Source organism: Streptacidiphilus sp. PAMC 29251 (assembly GCF_054208735.2).
In genome coordinates this window covers 2,859,884-2,878,599 of the sequence record NZ_CM135725.2, presented here as the reverse complement: position 1 = coordinate 2,878,599, position 18,716 = coordinate 2,859,884, and the positions used below count along the sequence as shown (strand labels likewise).

At 72.1% G+C, this 18,716-nt stretch carries 15 protein-coding genes and 3 pseudogenes; 7 read left to right on the top strand and 11 right to left on the bottom strand.

Annotated elements, in window-relative coordinates; all coding sequences use genetic code 11:
- Window positions 1–8: 8 nt before the first annotated feature.
- The 7 genes and pseudogenes from ACXKR8_RS13440 to ACXKR8_RS13410 form a co-directional block, all read right to left on the bottom strand.
- Window positions 9–1,364 carry an esterase/lipase family protein gene (locus ACXKR8_RS13440; protein WP_458273141.1) on the bottom strand — a complete coding sequence of 452 codons (1,356 nt, stop codon included), beginning with the start codon at window positions 1,362–1,364 and terminating at the stop codon, window positions 9–11.
- Window positions 1,365–1,546: 182 nt separating this feature from the next.
- Complete coding sequence (gene sucB / locus ACXKR8_RS13435) at window positions 1,547–3,346, bottom strand: 2-oxoglutarate dehydrogenase, E2 component, dihydrolipoamide succinyltransferase (protein ID WP_458273140.1); 1,800 nt, start codon at window positions 3,344–3,346, stop codon at window positions 1,547–1,549.
- A 57-nt stretch (window positions 3,347–3,403) separates the two neighbouring features.
- Window positions 3,404–4,793, bottom strand: a pseudogene (gene lpdA, locus ACXKR8_RS13430) (dihydrolipoyl dehydrogenase).
- A 283-nt stretch (window positions 4,794–5,076) separates the two neighbouring features.
- Entirely contained in the window at window positions 5,077–6,588 is a 1,512-nt protein-coding gene (locus tag ACXKR8_RS13425) for a leucyl aminopeptidase (protein ID WP_458273138.1), read from the bottom strand.
- A gap of 177 nt (window positions 6,589–6,765) precedes the next feature.
- Window positions 6,766–7,608, bottom strand: a complete 843-nt coding sequence (locus ACXKR8_RS13420; RefSeq protein WP_458273137.1) for an adenosylcobinamide-GDP ribazoletransferase — start codon at window positions 7,606–7,608, stop codon at window positions 6,766–6,768.
- A gap of 3 nt (window positions 7,609–7,611) precedes the next feature.
- Window positions 7,612–8,676 carry a nicotinate-nucleotide--dimethylbenzimidazole phosphoribosyltransferase gene (cobT, locus tag ACXKR8_RS13415; RefSeq protein WP_458273136.1) on the bottom strand — a complete coding sequence of 355 codons (1,065 nt, stop codon included), beginning with the start codon at window positions 8,674–8,676 and terminating at the stop codon, window positions 7,612–7,614.
- 10 nt (window positions 8,677–8,686) lie between these two features.
- A pseudogene (locus tag ACXKR8_RS13410) lies at window positions 8,687–9,238 on the bottom strand (bifunctional adenosylcobinamide kinase/adenosylcobinamide-phosphate guanylyltransferase); the annotation flags it as partial.
- 209 nt (window positions 9,239–9,447) lie between these two features.
- On the opposite strand from ACXKR8_RS13410, the gene ACXKR8_RS13405 reads away from it, so the two are divergent.
- On the top strand, window positions 9,448–9,882 hold the full coding sequence (locus ACXKR8_RS13405; RefSeq protein ID WP_458273135.1) for an Ig-like domain-containing protein: 435 nt from the start codon (window positions 9,448–9,450) through the stop codon (window positions 9,880–9,882).
- Between the two features lie 79 nt (window positions 9,883–9,961).
- On the top strand, window positions 9,962–10,168 hold the full coding sequence (locus ACXKR8_RS13400) for a hypothetical protein (protein ID WP_458273134.1): 207 nt from the start codon (window positions 9,962–9,964) through the stop codon (window positions 10,166–10,168).
- Window positions 10,169–10,229: 61 nt separating this feature from the next.
- Here the strand turns inward: ACXKR8_RS13400 and ACXKR8_RS13395 are convergent, their stop codons facing one another.
- The 3 genes from ACXKR8_RS13395 to ACXKR8_RS13385 all read right to left on the bottom strand — a co-directional run bounded on the left by ACXKR8_RS13395 (window position 10,230) and on the right by ACXKR8_RS13385 (window position 12,729).
- A complete protein-coding gene (locus tag ACXKR8_RS13395) occupies window positions 10,230–11,288 on the bottom strand; it encodes an aldo/keto reductase family protein (protein ID WP_462100489.1) in 1,059 nt (352 codons plus the stop codon).
- Window positions 11,285–12,058 (bottom strand): class I SAM-dependent methyltransferase, encoded by a 774-nt coding sequence (locus ACXKR8_RS13390; protein ID WP_458274974.1) that lies wholly within the window; start codon window positions 12,056–12,058, stop codon window positions 11,285–11,287. The genes ACXKR8_RS13395 and ACXKR8_RS13390 overlap by 4 nt, the downstream gene beginning before the upstream one ends.
- 74 nt (window positions 12,059–12,132) lie before the next feature.
- Window positions 12,133–12,729: a DUF3043 domain-containing protein gene (locus ACXKR8_RS13385; RefSeq protein WP_458273132.1), complete on the bottom strand. Its 597-nt coding sequence runs from the start codon at window positions 12,727–12,729 to the stop codon at window positions 12,133–12,135.
- A gap of 255 nt (window positions 12,730–12,984) precedes the next feature.
- On the opposite strand from ACXKR8_RS13385, the gene ACXKR8_RS13380 reads away from it, so the two are divergent.
- Window positions 12,985–13,755, top strand: a complete 771-nt coding sequence (locus tag ACXKR8_RS13380) for a PspA/IM30 family protein (RefSeq protein ID WP_458274973.1) — start codon at window positions 12,985–12,987, stop codon at window positions 13,753–13,755.
- A gap of 11 nt (window positions 13,756–13,766) precedes the next feature.
- A complete protein-coding gene (gene pspAA / locus ACXKR8_RS13375; RefSeq protein WP_458273131.1) occupies window positions 13,767–14,045 on the top strand; it encodes a PspA-associated protein PspAA in 279 nt (92 codons plus the stop codon).
- A 93-nt stretch (window positions 14,046–14,138) separates the two neighbouring features.
- On the opposite strand, the pseudogene nadA reads toward pspAA, so the two are convergent.
- Window positions 14,139–15,309, bottom strand: a pseudogene (gene nadA, locus ACXKR8_RS13370) (quinolinate synthase NadA).
- A gap of 165 nt (window positions 15,310–15,474) precedes the next feature.
- On the opposite strand from nadA, the gene ACXKR8_RS13365 reads away from it, so the two are divergent.
- The 3 genes from ACXKR8_RS13365 (at window position 15,475) to ACXKR8_RS13355 (ending at window position 18,710) form a co-directional block, all read left to right on the top strand.
- The gene (locus tag ACXKR8_RS13365) at window positions 15,475–16,650 is read left to right on the top strand and encodes a low temperature requirement protein A (RefSeq protein WP_458273129.1); all 1,176 of its coding nucleotides are present in this window, start codon (window positions 15,475–15,477) and stop codon (window positions 16,648–16,650) included.
- A gap of 30 nt (window positions 16,651–16,680) precedes the next feature.
- Window positions 16,681–17,136, top strand: a complete 456-nt coding sequence (locus ACXKR8_RS13360; RefSeq protein WP_458273128.1) for an Lrp/AsnC family transcriptional regulator — start codon at window positions 16,681–16,683, stop codon at window positions 17,134–17,136.
- Between the two features lie 209 nt (window positions 17,137–17,345).
- Window positions 17,346–18,710 carry a pyridoxal phosphate-dependent decarboxylase family protein gene (locus tag ACXKR8_RS13355; RefSeq protein ID WP_458273127.1) on the top strand — a complete coding sequence of 455 codons (1,365 nt, stop codon included), beginning with the start codon at window positions 17,346–17,348 and terminating at the stop codon, window positions 18,708–18,710.
- The last annotated feature ends 6 nt before the right edge of the window (window positions 18,711–18,716 follow it).

The window sequence follows — 18,716 nt, the reverse complement described above, 5'->3', positions numbered from 1 at the left end:
CCACCATCTCATCCACCGTCAATTCCCCCGTCGGCCACCATCATGTGCAGGGTCACCCCTGCCTGTTCAGCCGAGACCGGCTGGACTGTCAGCCGGTACAGCAGCCCAGGGGTCGGCGGCGCGAAGTCGGTCGTGTAGTGGCCCCCGCCCCGGTTTCCCATGGTCTGCCGCACAACGAGGCGGTCGCCCTCCTCCACCGGGCTGAGCGTGGCCCGCAGCGCCAGTTCGTCGTGCCGCTTGACGCTGGCCGGCACCACGGCCGTCACCCGGTACGGCGTCCCGGCCGGGACGAACGCCTCCGCCCGTACGCCGAGTTGGATCTCGTCGCCCGGCCCGCGGTGGTAGGCCGGGGCTCCGGCGAGGATCCCCCACAGGAAGTCCCGCACCCCGGCGTTGTTCTGCAGCGAGCCGTGCTGTTCGGCCGGGGTGTAGGCGATGTCCACGCCGTGCGGGCCTGAGGACAGTCGGGGCACCCGGCCGTCCCCGCCCTCGTCGGTGCCCTCGATGGCGTCCAGCCCGGTCAACCTCCCGGCCGCGTAGGTGGCGGTGGTGAGGGTGGGTTGCAGCACGCCGGTCACCGGAAGTAGCTGGTAGCCGACAGGGCCGGTCCGGAGCCGCGCATGGAACGAGGCCGCGTCCCGCAGGAGGTGGGCGTCCACTCCCGGCAGTCCACCCGTCTCGTCGACGCGCAGCAGACCCCTGCCGCCGACGATGCAGGCGTAGTCCGGGGCCAACTGGTGCAGCGAGGGCAGGCTCTGCGCGAACGGGGTGAGCCCGAGGGGCATCCCGTTGACGAGGGTCTCCAGCGCGTCCAGCGAGCCCCGGTGCGGCGTCCCCAGGGTGATGACCCGGCGGGTCACTTCCGCGCCGCCGAGTTGCTCGACGTAGTGGCGGGTGACCAGGCCGCCCATCGAGTGGCAGATGAAGGTGACCTTGGCCTCCGCGGTGGCCGGTCCACCCGCGCGCCAGGCGCCGAGCGCCTGGTCGATCCGCTCCCGCAGCCGTTCCGCGTTGTAGCGGCAGGAGAGCCGCCAGTCGTAGCCGAACTCGATCAGGTTGGGGACGGACCCGCCGCCGGGGATCGCCCGCCGCAGCGTGAAGTTGAGTTCCAGCCAGTCGACCAGGTCGCTGTAGCCGTTGACCAGCGGTCCCATGCCGGGCAGGCCGTGGACGTCGCGGACGAGTCCGACCGCCTCCACGCCGTCGCCCGGATGCCCGTCCCCGAGGTCCTGGGGGAGTCGCAGCTGCCGGGCCGAGCCGCCGAAGGTCCGGATCCCGCGCCACAGCGCCGGTCCCGAGGTGCCCCAGACCTCTTTCCCGTCCTTGGCGAGTCTGCTGCCCAGGATCCCTGGGACGACAACCACAAGGTCAGCTACCGGCTGCCGCCCCATTGCTCCCCGTTCGCACCCGTTGTTGGTGGGAACCACCGTACGCGCGGGCTTTCTGACGGGTCAGCACATTCGGGAAACGGCACTGCCGTCAAACGCCGCTGCCCCCGGCTCCGCCGAAGCGGGACCGGGGGCAGCAGCGTTACAGCTCGTGCCTACTACAGCCCGAGGTCGCCCTCGAAGGCGCCCTCTTCCAGGCGGGCCTTGACGCTGCCCAGGAAGCGGGCGGCGTCGGCGCCGTCGACCACGCGGTGGTCGTACGACAGGGCCAGGAAGACCATGTCGCGGACGGCGATGGTCTCGCCCAGCTCCGGGGTGGTGACGACCACGGCACGCTTGACCGTCGCGCCGATGCCGAGGATCGCGACCTGCGGCGGCGTGAAGATCGGGGTGTCGAACAGTGCGCCGCGCGACCCGGTGTTGGTGATGGTGAAGGTGCCACCGGACAGCTCGTCCGGCTTGACCTTGTTGTCCCGGGTACGGGCGGCCAGGTCGGCGGTCTTCTTGGCGATGCCGGCGATGTTGAGGTCGCCCGCGTCGTGGATGACCGGGACCATCAGGCCCTTCTCGGTGTCCACCGCGATGCCGATGTGCTCGGCGGCGTGGTAGGTGATCGTGCCCTCGGCATCGTTGATGGTCGAGTTCACGATCGGGTGGGCCTTCAGCGCCTCGGCCGCGGCCTTGACGAAGAACGGCATCGGCGACAGCTTGACGCCCTCGCGGCTCGCGAAACCGGCCTTGGCCTGGTTGCGGAGGCGCATCACCTTTGTGACGTCGACCTCGACGACCGTGGTCAGCTGGGCGGTGGTCTGGATCGCCTTGAGCATGTTGTCGGCGATGACCTTGCGCATCCGGCTCATCTTGACGGTCTGCCCGCGCAGCGGGGACGCCTCGGCGATGGTCGTCGGCGCCTTGGCGGACGACGCGGCGGCCGGGGCCGGCGCGGCAGCCGCGCGGGCGGCCTCGGCTGCGGCCTCGGCGGCGCTGATGACGTCCTGCTTGCGGATCCGGCCGCCGACGCCGGTGCCCTGCACCGAGTTCAGGCTGACGCCGTGCTCGGCCGCGAGCTTGCGGACCAGCGGGGTGACGTAGGCGTCACCGCTCTCGGCGGCGGGCGCCGGAGCGACCAGCGGAGCGGACGGCGCGGCAGCCGGGGCAGCGGGCGCGGCCGGGGCCACCGGAGCAGCGGCAACCGGAGCCGGCGCGGCAGCGGGAGCCGGAGCAGCAGGCGCCTCAGCAACCGGAGCCGGGGCCGGAGCAGCGGCCGGAGCCGGAGCAGCAGCAGGCGCCGGAGCAGCAGGCGCGGCCGGAGCCGGCGCAGCCGCACCAGGCGCGCCGATGATCGCCAGCTCCGCGCCGACCTCCACCGTCTCGTCCTCGGCGACCGAGATCTTCAGCAGGACGCCGGACACGGGGGCCGGGATCTCGGTGTCGACCTTGTCGGTGGAGACCTCGAGCAGCGGCTCGTCGGCCTCGACGGTGTCGCCCTCGGCCTTGAGCCAGCGGGTGACGGTGCCCTCGGTCACGCTCTCGCCCAGGGCGGGGAGCAGCACCGGGGTGCCGGACACCGCGCCGCCGGCCGGAGCCGTAGGGGCGGCGGGAGCGGCCGGAGCAGCGGGCGCCTCAGCGACGGGAGCGACGGGGGCGGCGGCCGGAGCGGCAGGCGCCTCAGCCGGCGCGGGAGCAGCAGCCGGAGCAGCAGCCGGGGCCGGAGCGCCGGAGCCGTCGTCGATGATGGCCAGCTCGGCGCCGACCTCCACGGTCTCGTCCTCGCCGACCTTGATCGAGGCCAGGATGCCGGACACGGGGGCCGGGATCTCGGTGTCGACCTTGTCGGTGGAGACCTCGAGCAGCGGCTCGTCGGCCTCGACGCGATCTCCCTCGGCCTTGAGCCAGCGGGTGACGGTGCCCTCGGTCACGCTCTCGCCGAGAGCGGGCAGTGTTACTGAGACTGCCATGAGTTCAGGTACTCCTACTTTGATGCGTGCGGATGGATGGCGGCGTACCGGGGGAGGTCAGTCGTGATTGTGCAGCGGCTTCCCGGCCAGCGCCAGGTGGGCCTCGCCGAGCGCCTCGGACTGGGTCGGGTGCGCGTGGATCAGCTGGGCGACCTCGGAGGGCAGCGCCTCCCAGTTGTAGATCAGCTGTGCTTCGCCGACCTGCTCGCCCATGCGGTCGCCGACCATGTGCACGCCGACCACGGCGCCGTCCTTGACCTGGACCAGCTTGATCTCACCGGCCGTCTTCAGGATCTTGCTCTTGCCGTTGCCGGCCAGGTTGAACTTGGCGGTGACGACCTTGTCCGCGCCGTACAGCTCCTTGGCCTTCGCCTCGGTGATGCCGACGGAGGCGACCTCGGGGCTGCTGTAGGTGACCCGGGGGACGCCGTCGTAGTCGATCGGGACGACCTTCAGGCCGGCCAGCCGCTCGGCGACCAGGATGCCCTCGGCGAAGCCGACGTGGGCCAGCTGCAGCGTCGGCACCAGGTCGCCGACGGCGGAGATGGTGGGGACATTGGTCTGCATGTACTCGTCGACGATGACGTAGCCGCGGTCGACGGTGACCCGGCCTCCTCGTAGCCCAGGCCGGACGAGACCGGGCCGCGGCCGACGGCGACGAGCATCAGCTCGGCCTCGATCTGCTTGCCGTTCTCCAGCGAGGCGCGGACGCCGGTCTCGGTGTACTCGACGCCGGAGAAGCGGGCGCCCAGCTCGAACTTGATGCCGCGCTTGCGGAAGGCCCGCTCCAGCAGCTTGGAGGAGCTCTCGTCCTCCAGCGGGGCCAGGTGCGGCAACGCCTCGATGATGGTGACCTCGGCCCCGAAGGACTTCCAGACCGACGCGAACTCGACGCCGATGACGCCGCCGCCGAGCACGATCACCGAGTTCGGCACCCGGTCGAGGGTGAGCGCGTGTGGTCAGAGGAGATGACCCGCTTGCCGTCGATGGCCAGGCCCGGCAGGGACTTCGGCACGGAGCCGGTGGCCAGGACGATGTGGCGGCCGGTGTAGCGCTCGCCGTTCACGTCCACGGTGGTCGGGGAGGAGAGGCGGCCCTCGCCGGACACGTAGGTGATCTTGCGGCTGGCGACCAGGCCCTGCAGGCCCTTGTACAGGCCGCTGACCACGCCGTCCTTGTACGCGTGGACACCGCTGATGTCGATGCCCTCGAAGGTGGCCTTCACGCCGAAGCCGGCGCTCTCACGGGTCTGGTCGGCCACCTCGGCGGCGTGCAGCAGCGCCTTGGTGGGGATGCAGCCGTTGTGGAGGCAGGTGCCGCCGAGCTTGCCCTTCTCGATGAGCGCGACCTGCAGGCCCAACTGGGCCGCCCGCAGCGCTGCGGCGTATCCGCCGCTTCCGCCTCCGAGAATGACTACGTCGAAAACGGTGCTGGCGTCGTTCGCCACGTCACGTCCTCCATGCAAAAGGGTGCGGATCGTCCCGGTCGGTCCCCGGCCGGGGAGCGGTTCTCCCTTGTGGGGAGAACCAGTCATGCCGGAGATACATCCTCGCACTTGTTCGGCGTGCTTGATGTCCGGGGCCGCTCTCTGGACGTGCCGGTGCCGCCCAGTGATCCCTTGGCGACTCGAATACAGGTCCGGTTGCGCTCATGGCGAACGCCGGGGCGTCCCTCTCCACGGCGGAAGAGGGGCGCCCCGGCGCCATGGCTCGCACGGTCCGGCGGGAACGCTACAGCGCGCCCGCGGCGGCCTGCTCGGCCAGCCGCACCAGGGTGCGGACGGCGGTGCCGGTGCCGCCCTTGGGGGTGTAGCCGAAGGCCGCGCCCTCGTTGAAGGCCGGGCCCGCGATGTCCAGGTGGGCCCAGGCGGTGCCCTCGGTGACGAACTCCTGCAGGAAGAGTCCGGCGGTCAGACCGCCGCCCATCCGGTCGCCGATGTTGGCGAGGTCGGCGGTCGGCGAGTCCAGGCTCTTCAGCATCTCGGCGGGCAGCGGCATCGGCCAGGACGGCTCGCCGCCGGCCGTCGCCGCGGCGTGCACGGTGTCGCGGAAGGCGTCCTGGTTGGCCATGATGCCGAAGATCCGGCTGCCCAGGGCCACCATCATCGCGCCGGTCAGGGTCGCCACGTCGACGATCGCGTCCGGGTTCTCCTCGCCGGCCCGGACGATCGCGTCGGCCAGCACCAGCCGGCCCTCGGCGTCGGTGTTGAGGACCTCGACGGTCTTGCCGCCGTACATCTTCAGCACGTCGCCGGGGCGGGTGGCCGTGCCCGAGGGCATGTTCTCGGCCAGCGCCAGCCAGCCGGTGACGTTGACCTGCAGGCCGAGCCGCGAGGCGGCGACCACGGAGGCGAACACGGCGGCGGCGCCGGACATGTCGCACTTCATGGTCTCGTTGTGGCCGGCCGGCTTCAGCGAGATGCCGCCCGAGTCGTAGGTGATGCCCTTGCCGACGAAGGCGAGGGTCTGGGTGGCCTTGGGGTGGGTGTAGCCGACCCGGACCAGCCGCGGCGGGCGGCCGGAGCCGACGCCGACCCCGAGGATGCCGCCGAAGCCGCCCTTGGCCAGCGCCTTCTCGTCCAGCACCTCGACCTTGAGCCCGTGCTCCTTGCCGGCCGCGGTGACCAGCTCGGCGAAGGACTTGGGGAAGAGGTCGTTCGGCGGGGTGTTGATGAGGTCGCGGGTGCGGTTCATCTCCTCGGCGAGGACGGTCGCGCGCTCGGCGGCGGCCTTGGCTGCCTTGTCCCCGCGCTTGCCGCCGACCAGGGCGATCTCGGCGAGGGGGGCCTTGGCGGCGGCCTTGGCGGCGTCGCCGCGGAAGGCGGTGAAGGTGTAGGCGCCGAGGAGCGCTCCCAGGGTGACGGCCTCGACCGAGGCGGCGTCGGCGGAGGGCAGCGCGAACGCGGCCTTCTTCGAGCCCTGGAGGGTACGGGCGGCGGTGCCGGCCGCGCGGCGCAGGGCCTCGACCGGGTAGCTGCCGTCCTCGGCCGCTTCGCCCAGGCCGACGGCCAGGACCAGCGCGGCCTTGACGCCCGCCGGAGCGGGCAGCTTGACGGCCTCGCCCTCGGCGCCGGTGGCGCCCAGGGTGCTGAGAACGTCGGCCAGCTTGCCGTCGAACGCCTCGTCGACGGTCTCGGCGCCCGGGGCCAGCACGAGGCCCTTGGGGCCCTTGGCCACGGCCACGACGACGGCGTCCGCGCGCAGCGCGTTGGCCGCGGAGGTGCTCAGAGACACTGATGTCACGTAATGCGTCCTGTTCTGTATGCGGTCCCCGGCCGGGTGCCGGGAAAGGCGAAAAGATGCGGGGGGAACGGTAAGCACAAAGGCCCGTTGAGCATCGTAGTCCGCATGCCGGAGTCCCGCGCCCCTCTGGGCGCGGTTAGTCACCCCGGCTTGTGGTGGCAGCTTGTGGATACCCGTTCAGGCGGCGGCGAAGAGGGTCCAGACCACCAGTGCGGCGGTGGTGGACGTCTCCACCATCGCACCCAGCACATCGCCGGTGATGCCGCCGAAACGCCGTACGCAGTGCGAGAGCAGCAGCGCCGCGCAGGCCAGGCCGCAGAGCGGGGCCAGTACGGCGCCCAGGGCGAGCCGCAGCCCGGCCGTGCTCGTGCCGGCCGCCGGCAGCGCCCCGACCGCCCAGCCGGCCGCGCCCAGCAGCACCAGCCAGGCCAGCGCCACGGCCAGGGCCGGCCACGGCCTCACGGTGCCGGCCACGGTCGCGCCGAGGCCGTCCGGACGGGCCGAGGGGGTGCCCGCCAGGCAGCCCCTGAGCAGGGTGAGCCGACCGCCGACGGTGGCCAGCAGCACCCCCAGGCAGCCGAGCCGCAGCCCGCTGTCGAAAGCCTGGGCGAGTGCCGCCACCTGGGTGAGCAGCACCAGCAGCAGCACCAGCACCCCGAACGGACCGATGTCCGAGGCCTTCATGATCTTCAGCGCGGCGGCCGGCGGCTTGTTGCTGCCCAGGCCGTCCGCCACGTCCGCGAGCCCGTCCAGGTGCAGCCCCCGGGTCAGCGCGGCGAGCGCTCCGACGCAGGCCACCGCGGCCAGCAGCGGGCCGCCGTGCAGCTGCCGCAGCCCGCCGCCGAGCACCCCGGCCAGCAGCCCCAGCACCGCGCCCACCAGCGGCGCGCACAGCATCGCCCGCCCCGCCGTCGGCCGGTCCCAGCGCCGTACCCGGACCGGCAGCACCGACAGCGTGCCGAAGGCGAACCGCAGCCCGGCCGTGGCCGCCGCGGCGGCCCGGGCCGGAGTACGCCGCATCCGTCAGTCCTTGACGGGGGCGAGCGGCAGTTCGGCCAGCAGGGTGGACGCGGCCTGCAGCATCGGCAGCGCCAGCAGCGCGCCCACGCCCTGGCCCAGGCCGACCTTCTGGTCCAGCAGCGGTTCCACGCTCATCCGCTCGTAGGCCTTGCCCTGCGCGGGCTCGCCGGTGCTCTGGCCGGCCCGCCACCACTCCGGGGCGCGGAACGCGATCCGCTGCGCCACCAGCGCGCAGGCCGCCGACACCACGCCGTCCAGCAGCACCGGGGTGCGCCGCACCGCGGACTGCAGCAGGAAGCCGGTGGTGGCGGCGAAGTCCGCGCCGCCGGAGGCCGCCAGCAGGTCGAGCTGGTCGCCGAGCACCGGACGGGCCCGCCGCAGCGCGTCCCGGACCGCCGCGCACTTCACCATCCACACCTGGTCGTCGATGCCCGAGCCGCGCCCGGTCACCGCCGCGGCGTCGGTGCCGCAGAGCGCGGCCACCAGGACCGCGGCGACGGTGGTCGAGCCGACCCCCAGGTCGCCGAGGACCACCAGGTCGGTGCCCGCGTCGGCCTCCTCGTCGGCGAGCGCGACCCCGGCCAGGAACGCGGCCTCGGCCTGCTCGCGGGTCAGCGCGTCCTCGATGTCGATCCGGCCCGAGCCGCGGCGGATCCGGTGCCGGACCACCTCGGCCGGGAAGTCCTCGGGATCGGCGTCCACGCCCAGGTCGACCACCCTGACCTGGGCGCCGTACTGCTGCGCCAACAGGCTGACCGGGGCGGTGCCGTCCAGGACCGCGCGCACCCGGCGGGCGGTGGTGCCGGGGGCCAGCGCGGAGACGCCCAGCGCGGCGACCCCGTGGTCGGCGGCGAAGAGCAGCACCTTGGCCCGGCGCACCGGGCGCGGCGGGCACTGGCCCTGGACAGCGGCGAGCCAGCTGCCCAGCTCCTGCAGCCGGCCGAGGCCGCCGGGCGGCTGGTCGAGCGCGGCCCAGCGCTCCTCGGCGGCCAGCCGGTACTCGTCGTCGGGGCGCGCCACCAGGGCGGAGAACTCGTCGAGGTCGATGGCACTGTCGAAGGTACTCACCGGCGGAACGTTACCGCCCCGGCCCTTTGAGGCGTAGCGGCTGACCGGCGACGACCAGCAGCACCTCGTCGGACGCGGCCGCGACCGCGGCGTTCAGCCGCCCCAGCTCGTCCCGGAACCGCCGCCCGGACGCGGTCGCCGGGACCACGCCGCTGCCGACCTCGTTGCTGACCGCGACCACCCGGCGCGGGCTGGCCGCCCAGGCCGCGACCAGTCCGGCGGTACGGGCCCGCAGCGCGGCCTCGCCGCCGCCAGCCCAACTGGCCTGGTCCCAGCCGCCGCAGTCGTCCAGCGCGGCGGTCAGCCACAGCGCCAGGCAGTCGACCAGCAGCGGTCCCGCGCCGGCCTCGGTGAGCAGCGGCTCCAGGTCGCAGGTCTCGGCGGTGCGCCAGGCGGCCGGGCGGCGGGCCCGGTGCAGGCCTACCCGCTCGGCCCACTCGGCGTCGCCGTCACGGCTGCCGCCGGTGGCCACGTAGAGCACGTCCTGACAGTCCGCCAGCATCCGCTCGGCGGTGACCGACTTCCCGGACCGGGCGCCGCCGAGCAGCAGGGTCCGCCGGGGCGGTCCGGCCCGCCCGGGCCGCCGTCCGAGCTCGACGCCGAGGCGCCGGGCGCCGGTGGGGGAGAGCTCGGTGAAGATCCGCATGGGGTCATTCTGCCGGGACCCGGGCGCCCCGCGGTCGGATAGGCATAAATGTGTGATTTGGTACAAGCCGAACCTCCTGAGAGGTTGGTATCCAGCCAGCCCTGGATGCTCGGGAAGGGGACCGGATGAACTCCGTCAACCGTCAGCGCGGGATCAACGCCCGCAGGATCGCCCAGGCGACCACCGCCACCGCCGCGGCCGCCGTGGTCGTCCTCGGCGGCGGGGTGGCCCGCGCCGCCACCCCGACCACCCTCGGGGCCGTGACCGCCCTCGGGGCCCGCGACCGCGCGGACGCCGTCTCCGGCAGCCCGGCCACGGTCGACCTGCTCGCCGGGAGGCTGCCGGCCGACCGCGCGCTGGTGGCGCTGACCGCCACCCCGGCGCACGGCCGGGTGGTCCTCAACGACGACGTGACCGCCACCTACACCTCGGTCCCCGGCTATGCCGGCACCGACTCCTTCTCCTACCGCTTCACCGACGACCGGGGCGGCACCGCCCGGGTCACCGTCGCCGTCACCGTCTCCCACGGCGCCGAGCCGGTGAGTGCGTACGCGGCCTGAGCCGGTGAGTGCGTACGCGGCCTGAAGATGTGGGTAGCCTGCGACGGGACGAGTCAGCGCGGCGAAAGGGAGCCTCAGCATGGTGTGGACGTGGCGGTTCGAGAAGGCCGACGGTTCGTCAGTGCCCGCCCCGGACGGGACGGAGGAGTTCCCGACCCAGGGCGACGCCGAGTCCTGGATCGGCGAGTTCTGGAAAGGCCTGGTGGACGGCGGTATCGACCAGGCCGTGCTGCTGGACGACGGCGAGAAGGTCTACGGCCCGATGAGCCTGCACGACGCCGAGTAGCCATCGGGTGAACGGCGAAGCGGGCGGCCCCTCCGCGGAGGGGCCGCCCGCTTCGGGTCACTTACGGCCGGCTCTTCGGCGTGTTCGCCGCGGTCTTGGCCGGGTCGAACTCGGCGACCGGCGCCAGGATCGCGTCCATCTGCTTCAGCAGCTCGGCGTCCAGCTTCACGCCGGAGGCCTTGACGTTCTCGGTGACCTGCTCGGGACGCGAGGCCCCGATGATCGCCGCCGAGACATTGCTGTTCTGCAGCACCCAGGCGACCGACAGCTGGGCCAGGGTCAGCCCGGCCTGCTCCGCCAGCGGCTTCAGCTGCTGCACCCGCTCCAGCACGTCGTCGTTCAGGAAGCGGGCGACCATGTTGGCGCCGCCCTTGTCGTCCGTCGCCCGCGAGCCCTCCGGCAGCGGCGCGCCGGGCAGGTACTTGCCGGTGAGCACGCCCTGGGCGATCGGGGACCAGACGATCTGGCCAAGACCCAGCTCCTCGCAGGTCGGGACGACCTCGGCCTCGATGACCCGCCACAGCGCGGAGTACTGCGGCTGGCTGGAGACCAGCGGGATCCGCAGCTCCTGGGCCAGCGTGTGCGCGGCCCGGATCTGCTCGGCGGTCCACTCGGACACGCCGATGTAGTGGGCCTTGCCGGAGTGCACCACGTCGGCGAAGGCCGTCATGGTCTCCTCCAGCGGGGTGGAGACGTCGTAGCGGTGGGCCTGGTACAGGTCGACGTAGTCGGTCTGCAGGCGGCGGAGGGAGCCGGCGATCGACTCCATGATGTGCTTGCGGCCCAGGCCGCGGTCGTTGCGGCCGGGCCCGGTGGGCCAGTAGACCTTGGTGAAGATCTCCAGGCCCTCGCGCCGCTCGCCCTTGAGCGCCCGGCCCATGACCGACTCGGCCCGGGTCGCGGCGTAGACGTCGGCGGTGTCGAAGGTGGTGATCCCGGCGTCCAGGGCGGCGCGGACGCAGGCCGTGGCGGCGTCCTCCTCGACCTGGGAGCCGTGGGTGAGCCAGTTGCCGTAGGCGATCTCACTGATGATCAGGCCGCTGCGGCCAAGGTGTCGGAAACTCCATGCCGCTGACCCTACGCCGTCACCGCCGGAACCCCGGCACCGCCCGACGATCATCCCGGACGGGTCCCCACCAGGTGCAGCAGCGCCGCCACCGAGCGGTACGGGTCGGTCCGCCCGGCCTGCTCCTCGGCGTCCAGCAGCTGCATCAGCTGCCGTCCGTCGGCCGGCGGCGGCTCGTGGTCGGGGGCCTGGTCGGTGAACACCCGGACCCCGTACCAGCGGCGCAGCGGCACCGAGATCTCGGCCAGGGTGCGGCTCAGCGGTTCGAGCCGGTCCGCCCGGGTGGGCACGCCGAGCCGGTTGGTGTAGCGGTCGCTGCTGAAGGCCTCGGCCGCACCGGCCCAGTCCCCGCCGCAGCCGGGCCGCATCGCCAGCGCGTCCCCGTTCCTGACCACCACGGACAGCATCCCGCCGGGCGCCAGCACCCGGGCCAGACCGGCGAGCATCGGCTCGGCCTCGGGCATGTACATCAGCACGCCGTGGCAGAGCACCACGTCGAAGCTGCCGGGGCCGAACCAGCGGCCGCAGTCGCCGCCCTCGCCGCTCAGCAGGCTGATCCGGTGCTGGACCTCCACCGACTCCTGGGCCAGGGCGGCCTGCGCCGCGCCCAGCGAGACCGGGTTCGGGTCGAGACCGGTGACCAGGTGCCCGGCCCGGGCCAGCCGCACCGCCTGGGTGCCCTGGCCGCAGCCCACGTCCAGCACCCGGAGCGGCATCCCGTCGGCCCGGTCGGCCGGATCGAAGTGCTCGGTGATCTGCTCGGCCAGCTGCCGGGCCACCAGCTCCTGGCGGACGATGTTCCTGATCCCGCCGAGGCCGGACAGCCACGTCCCTGCGGCCGCGCCGAACGCCGCCTGCCGTTGCTCCGGCAGCCGGCCCCGGTGGGCGAACGTCTCGATCAGGGCTTCTGCCCTCGCTTGACCTGCGGCTTCGGCAGCCGGAAGCGGCGCATCTGCAGGGTGCGGATCAGCATGTACGGGACCGCGCCCCTGTGGCTCTTGTCCGGGAACCGCAGCCGGAGCTGCTTGCGCAGACCGAAGGTGAGGACGACCGAGTGCACCACCATCACCGCGATGATGACCACCCAGAGCACCAGCGACAGGAAGCTGAGCGCGCTGTTCCTGGTCACGCTCAGCAGCAGGATCACCACGGCGAACGGCAGGAACCACTCGGCGGCGGTCATCCTGGAGTCGATGTAGTCACGGGCGAAGCGGCGCACCGGGCCCTTGTCGCGGGGCGGCAGCGCGGCCTCGTCGCCGGTGATCAGCGCGGCGCGCGCCTTCTCACGCTCGGCGCGCTGACGCACCCGGGCGTCCTTGGCGGCCTCCTTGCGGTCCTTGGGCACATAGGCGCGGCCGCGGCGGTTGGCCTCGGCCTCGCTGCGCTTGGGCGTGGGGCGACCCTTTTTCGCTTCTGCGTCGGGCCGCTCGGGCGCGTCAGGCTTCTCGAGCGTGACGGCGTCTGCGGGGGCATCCTGGGAGCTTCGTCGGAACACAGTGGAAAGAGTACGTGGTCAGGGGACTAATCCCTAGCCCTGCAGGGAACAGTGGCTCGTCAGGGTCGTGCTCCGCCCTGGGGGCGAGGCCGGGTCCGGTCGAATCCCCCGCACGGATGACGCTGACGCAGCCTGGCTGTAGCACTCTTGTTGCAGGCAGGTGCGCTGCGGTGGACGCCCCGTGCCCCGTAGTCTTGGGTACAAGAACCGGCAGGCCGGAGAAGGGGGCGCGCGAGGCCCATGAGCGACGGAATCATGAAGCGGATGTCTATGATCTTCCGCGCCAAGGCGAACAGTGCCTTGGACCGTGCGGAGGACCCACGGGAGACGCTCGACTACTCGTACCAGAAGCAGCTCGAACTGCTGCAGAAGGTGCGTCGTGGAGTGGCGGATGTGGCGACGTCCCGCAAGCGCCTGGAGCTCCAGCTCCAGCAGCTTCAGAAGCAGTCCTCGACGCTGGAGGAGCAGGGCCGCAAGGCGCTCTCCCTCGGCCGCGAGGACCTGGCCCGCGAGGCGCTCACCCGCCGCTCCGGGATCCAGCAGCAGGTCTCCGACCTGGAGACCCAGTACCAGCAGCTGCAGGGCGAGGAGGAGAAGCTCACGCTGGCCTCCCAGCGGCTGCAGACCAAGGTGGACGCCTTCCGTACCAAGAAGGAGACCATCAAGGCCACCTACACGGCCGCGCAGGCGCAGACCAGGATCGCCGAGTCCTTCTCCGGTATCTCGGAGGAGATGGGCGACGTCGGTCTGGCGATCCAGCGGGCCGAGGACAAGACCGCGCAGATGCAGGCGCGGGCCGGCGCGATCGACGAGCTGCTCGCCTCGGGCGCGCTCGAGGACTCGTCCGGCATGCGCAAGGACGACATCACGGCCGAGCTGGAGCGCATGTCCAGCGGTTCGGACGTGGAGCTCGAGCTTGCCAGGATGAAGGCAGAACTGTCCGGCGGATCCGCCCCGGCCACTCCGGCGATCGAGCCGGGCCAGCCGGGCAGCACTCCGACCGACCAGCCCCGCTTCGACAAGTAGGGAGAGACCACGTGATCGTCAGGATCATGGGGGAGGGGCAGTTCGAGGTCCCGGACAGCCTGGTGGACCGGCTCAACGAGCTGGACAACGCCGTGCTGGCCGCCCTCGACGTGGCCGACGAGGCCGACTTCCGGGTCAGCCTGGCCGCGCTTCTCGCAGCGGTGCGGGCCGGTGGGACGCCGGTGGAGCACGACGCGCTGGTGCCTTCCGACGCGACGCTGCCTTTCGACGAGGCAACGGTCGACGAGGTCAGGGCGCTGCTGAAGCACGACGGGCTGATCCCCGGCTGAGTGCGGCGCGACACGACGAAGGGGCACCCGTTCGGGTGCCCCTTCGCTGTTTTCTCTTCGCCGTGGCTGCCGTGGCTGCCGTGCTGCCGTGCGCTAGGGGAGGGCCAGCATCTGGTCCAGCGCCAGCTTGGCGTACTTCTCGGTCTCCGGGTCGACCGTGATCACGTTCGGCACCCGGCCCTCGACCAGCGACTCCAGGGTCCAGACCAGGTGCGGCAGGTCGATCCGGTTCATGGTGGAGCAGAAGCACACGGTCCGGTCCAGGAAGACGACCTCCTTGTCCGGGTGGGCCTTGGCCAGCCGCCGGACCAGGTTGAGCTCGGTGCCGATGGCCCACTTGCTGCCGGGCTCGGCCGCGTCCAGGGCCTTGATGATGTACTCGGTCGAGCCGACCAGGTCGGCGGCCTCGACCACCTCGTGCTTGCACTCGGGGTGCACCAGCACGGTGACGCCGGGGACCCGCTCGCGGACCTCGTTCACCGAGTCCAGCGAGAAGCGGCCGTGCACCGAGCAGTGCCCGCGCCAGAGGATCATCTTCGCCGCGCGCAAACTGCTCGACGGTGAGGCCGCCGTTGGGCTTGTGCGGGTTGTAGAGCACGCACTCGTCCAGGCTGATGCCGAGGTCGCGGACGGCGGTGTTGCGCCCCAGGTGCTGGTCCGGCAGGAACAGCACCTTCGTTCCATGCTCGAAGGCCCACTCCAGCGCCCGCTGGGCGTTGGACGAGGTGCAGATGGTGCCGCCGTGCTTGCCGGTGAAGGCCTTGATGTCGGCGGAGGAGTTCATGTAGGCGACCGGGACCACGCCGTCGGCGATCCCGGCGTCGGTGAGCACGTCCCAGCACTCGGCGACCTGCTCGGCGGTGGCCATGTCGGCCATGGAGCAGCCGGCCGCCAGGTCGGGGAGGATCACCCGCTGCTCGGGCCCGGTGAGGATGTCCGCGCTCTCGGCCATGAAGTGCACGCCGCAGAAGACGATGAACTCGGCCTCGGGCTTGTCGGCGGCGTCGCGGGCCAGCTTGAAGGAGTCGCCGGTGACGTCGGCGAACTCGATCACCTCGTCCCGCTGGTAGTGGTGGCCGAGGATGAACACCCGGTCGCCGAGGGCGGCCTTGGCGGCGCGGGCGCGGGCGACCAGGTCCGGGTCGGAGGCGGCGGGCAGGTCGCCGGGGCAGTCGACGCCGCGCTCACTGGCGGTGTCGGCCTCGCGGCCGAGCAGCAGCAGGGCCAGCGGAGTGGGCGCGGGCTCTTCATACGTGGTGGTCACGGGCGGACTGCCCTCCTGTGGGGGCGTGGCAGCGGCGCCTCGCCCTTTTCGTCTAACTGACGTTATCTATCATAACCCGGTTGCGCCTCGTTGACGACGGGCGCTGTGGGAGTGTGACGTACACCGCTCTGTGAAAAGCTCGCAGGTGGGGGTGACCGGAAGGGTATGCGGACGGTGAGCGACAGGTCGAACGCGGTGCGGCGGATGGTGCCCAGGCGGCGGGACGAGGAGCACCGGGCGTCCACCCCGTTGGAGCTGTTCTTCGACCTCTGCTTCGTGGTGGCGGTCGCCCAGGCCGGAACCCAGCTGGCCCACGCCTACACCGCGGGGCATGTCTGGAACGCGCTGCCGCACTACCTCTTCGCGTTCTTCGGGGTGTGGTGGGCCTGGATGAACTTCACCTGGTTCGCCTCCGCCTACGACACCGACGACGTCCCCTACCGGGTGGCGACCTTCGTCCAGATCACCGGGGCGCTGATCTTCGCGGCCGGGGTGCCGCGGATGTTCGCCGGGCATCTCGCGGTCGGGGTCCTCGGCTATGTGGTGATGCGGACGGTGATCATCATCCAGTGGCTTCGGGTGGCGTCCGGCGCCCAGGGGGCCGAACGGGCCATGGCGCTGCGCTACGCCTGCGGGATCGCGGTGTGCCAGAGCATCTGGGTGGTCGCCGTCTTCCTGCCGCACGAGGTGCAGCGGTGGGTGCTGCTGCCGACCGTGCTGCTGGAGCTGCTGGTCCCGGTCTTCGCCGAACGCCACTGGACGACCACCTGGCATCCCGAGCACATCGCCGAGCGCTACGGGCTGTTCACCCTGATCGTGCTGGGCGAGACGGTGGCGGCGGCGACGGTGGCGGTGGAGTCCGGGCTGAACCGCAGCGACGAACTGGGCGAGGTGCTGCCGATCGCCGCCGGCGGGCTGCTGATCTGCTTCTCCGCCTGGTGGATCTACTTCGCCCGGCCGGTCCACGGGTATCTGAAGTCCAACCGGCAGGGCTTCCTCTGGGGCTACGGCCACTACCTGGTCTTCCTCAGCGCGGCCGGGATCGGGGCCGGTCTCGAGGCGGCGATCGAGCACGCCGTCGGCGAGTCCCGGCTGTCGTCGGCCGGCGCCGCGCTGGTGGTGACCGTGCCCACCGCGCTGTTCCTGGTCACGGTGTGGGCGATCCACGCCCGGCACAACAAGCACGGCGCGGCCCAACTGGTGATGCCGCTGGCCGCGTTGGGGACGCTGGCGGTGACCTTCCTGGGCGGCGGCGCGGCCGTCCTGGGCGCTGGAGTGGTGTGCGCGGCGGCGGTGGCGGTCGGGGTGCGGCTGCATCGTCGGGACGAACAGGCTGCCTGAGCGGCATGTCCTTGTGCTAATCCTGTACCCGTGCCCGCACCGCTGAACTCCGCCGCCCGACTGGACGAGACCGACCGCAAGGTCCTGGAACTGCTCGGCCGGGACGGCCGCGCCTCCTACGCGGAGATCGGCCTGCTGGTGAACCTCTCCGCGACGGCGGTGAAGCGCCGGGTGGACCGGCTGCGGGAGCGCGGCGTGGTCCGCGGCTTCACGGTGGTCCTGGAGCCGGACGCGCTGGACTGGCGCACCGAGGCCTTCGTCGAGGTCTACTGCCGCGAGCGCACCTCGCCGGAGGAGATCCTGGCGACCCTGCGCCAGTTCCCCGAGGTCGTCGCCGCCTGGACGGTCACCGGCGACGCGGACGCCCTGGTCCACCTGCGGGCGGCGGACACCGGGCACCTGGAGGCCGTGATCGAACGCATCCGCAAGCAGCCGGGGGTGCAGCGGAGCCGCAGCCAGGTGGTGCTGAGCCGGCTGATCGGCTAGAGCCGACGCTTGTCGATGTCGGCGAAGTCGTACCCATTCGATCGCGGCGCGATGAGCTCTGACGAGGGAAACAGGTGTGCGGTGGCATCCTGCGCGCGGGGCGCGAATGCGCAGGAATGCTGCGTGGGGAGCCTGGTTCCGACATGCCGGGTGGGGCCTCTGTTGCCTAGGGTTGATCTTGCCGACACCGCCCCGAGAGGACCCTGCCCGTGACCCAGCGCATGCACCGGTACGACGCCAGGATGGTCGACCTGGTCTTCGACTACATGCGGGAGCGGCTGCAGTACGACCCGGTGCCGCTGGACCACCCGGGCGACGGGGAGCGGTTGGCCGGGGCGCTGGAAGGGCTGCTGAACGCGGGCGGAAACGATCCTGCCGATGTGCTGAAGCTCTACGACCACGAGCTGTCGCGCGCCGTGATCTCAGCTGACAGTCCCCGTTATCTGTCATTCATCCCCTGTGCGCCTACCAAGGCCGCCCTGCTGTTCGACATGGTGGTGTCCTGCGCCTCGCTGCAGGGCATCTCCTGGCTGGAGGCGGCCGGGGCGATCGCGGCCGAGAACCAGGTGCTGCGGCTGATCTCGGACCGGGCCGGACTGCCGGACACCGCGGGCGGCTGCTTCGTCTCCGGCGGTTCGGCCGGCAACCTGTCCGCCCTGGTCGTCGCCCGCGACACGGCCCGGCACAAGCGCGGCCTCGCCCCCGGCGCCCGGCTGCGGATCGCGGTCAGCGACCAGACCCACTCCTCGGTCACCAACACCCTGCACATCATCGGCGTGGAGAAGCTGCTGGTCCCGACCACCGGGCACCGGCTCACCGGGGACGCGCTGCGGGCCGCCCTCGCCGCCGACGGCGACCCCGGCTCGGTGATCGGCGTCGTCGGCACCGCCGGCACCACCAACGCCGGGATCGTGGACGACCTGGCCGGTCTTGCCGAGGTCGCCCGCGAGTTCGACCTCTGGTTCCACGTGGACGGCGCCTACGGCGGGGCCGGGCTGTTCGCCCCCTCGGTCCGGGCCAAGTACGACGGCATCGAGCACGCCGACTCCTTCGTGGTCGACCCGCACAAGTGGCTGTTCGCGCCGTTCGACTGCGCGGCGCTGATCTACCGCAAGCCCTGGCTGGCCAAGGGCGTGCACACCCAGGACGCCTCCTACCTGGACGTGCTGCACACCGGCGACAACGACGAGTGGAACCCCACCGACTACGCCTACCACCTCACCCGCCGGGCCCGCGGGCTGCCGCTGTGGTTCTCGCTGGCGGTGCACGGCACCGACGCCTACGGCGAGGCGATCGAGGCCGGCATCGCCCTGGCCAGGGACACCGCCGCGCTGATCCGGGCCGACTACCCGGACCTGGAGGTGGTGCACGAGCCGGAGCTGTCCAGCCTGGTCTACCGGCGCAAGGGCTGGCAGGCCGAGGACTACTACGCCTGGTCGCAGCAACTGCTGGCGGACCAGACCGGCTTCGTCACCCCGACCGGCTGGGAGGGCGAGGTGGTCTCCCGCTTCGCCTTCCTGCACCCCGGCACCACCATGGACATGGTCAGGGAGATCCTGGACACCATGGTCTGACCCGGA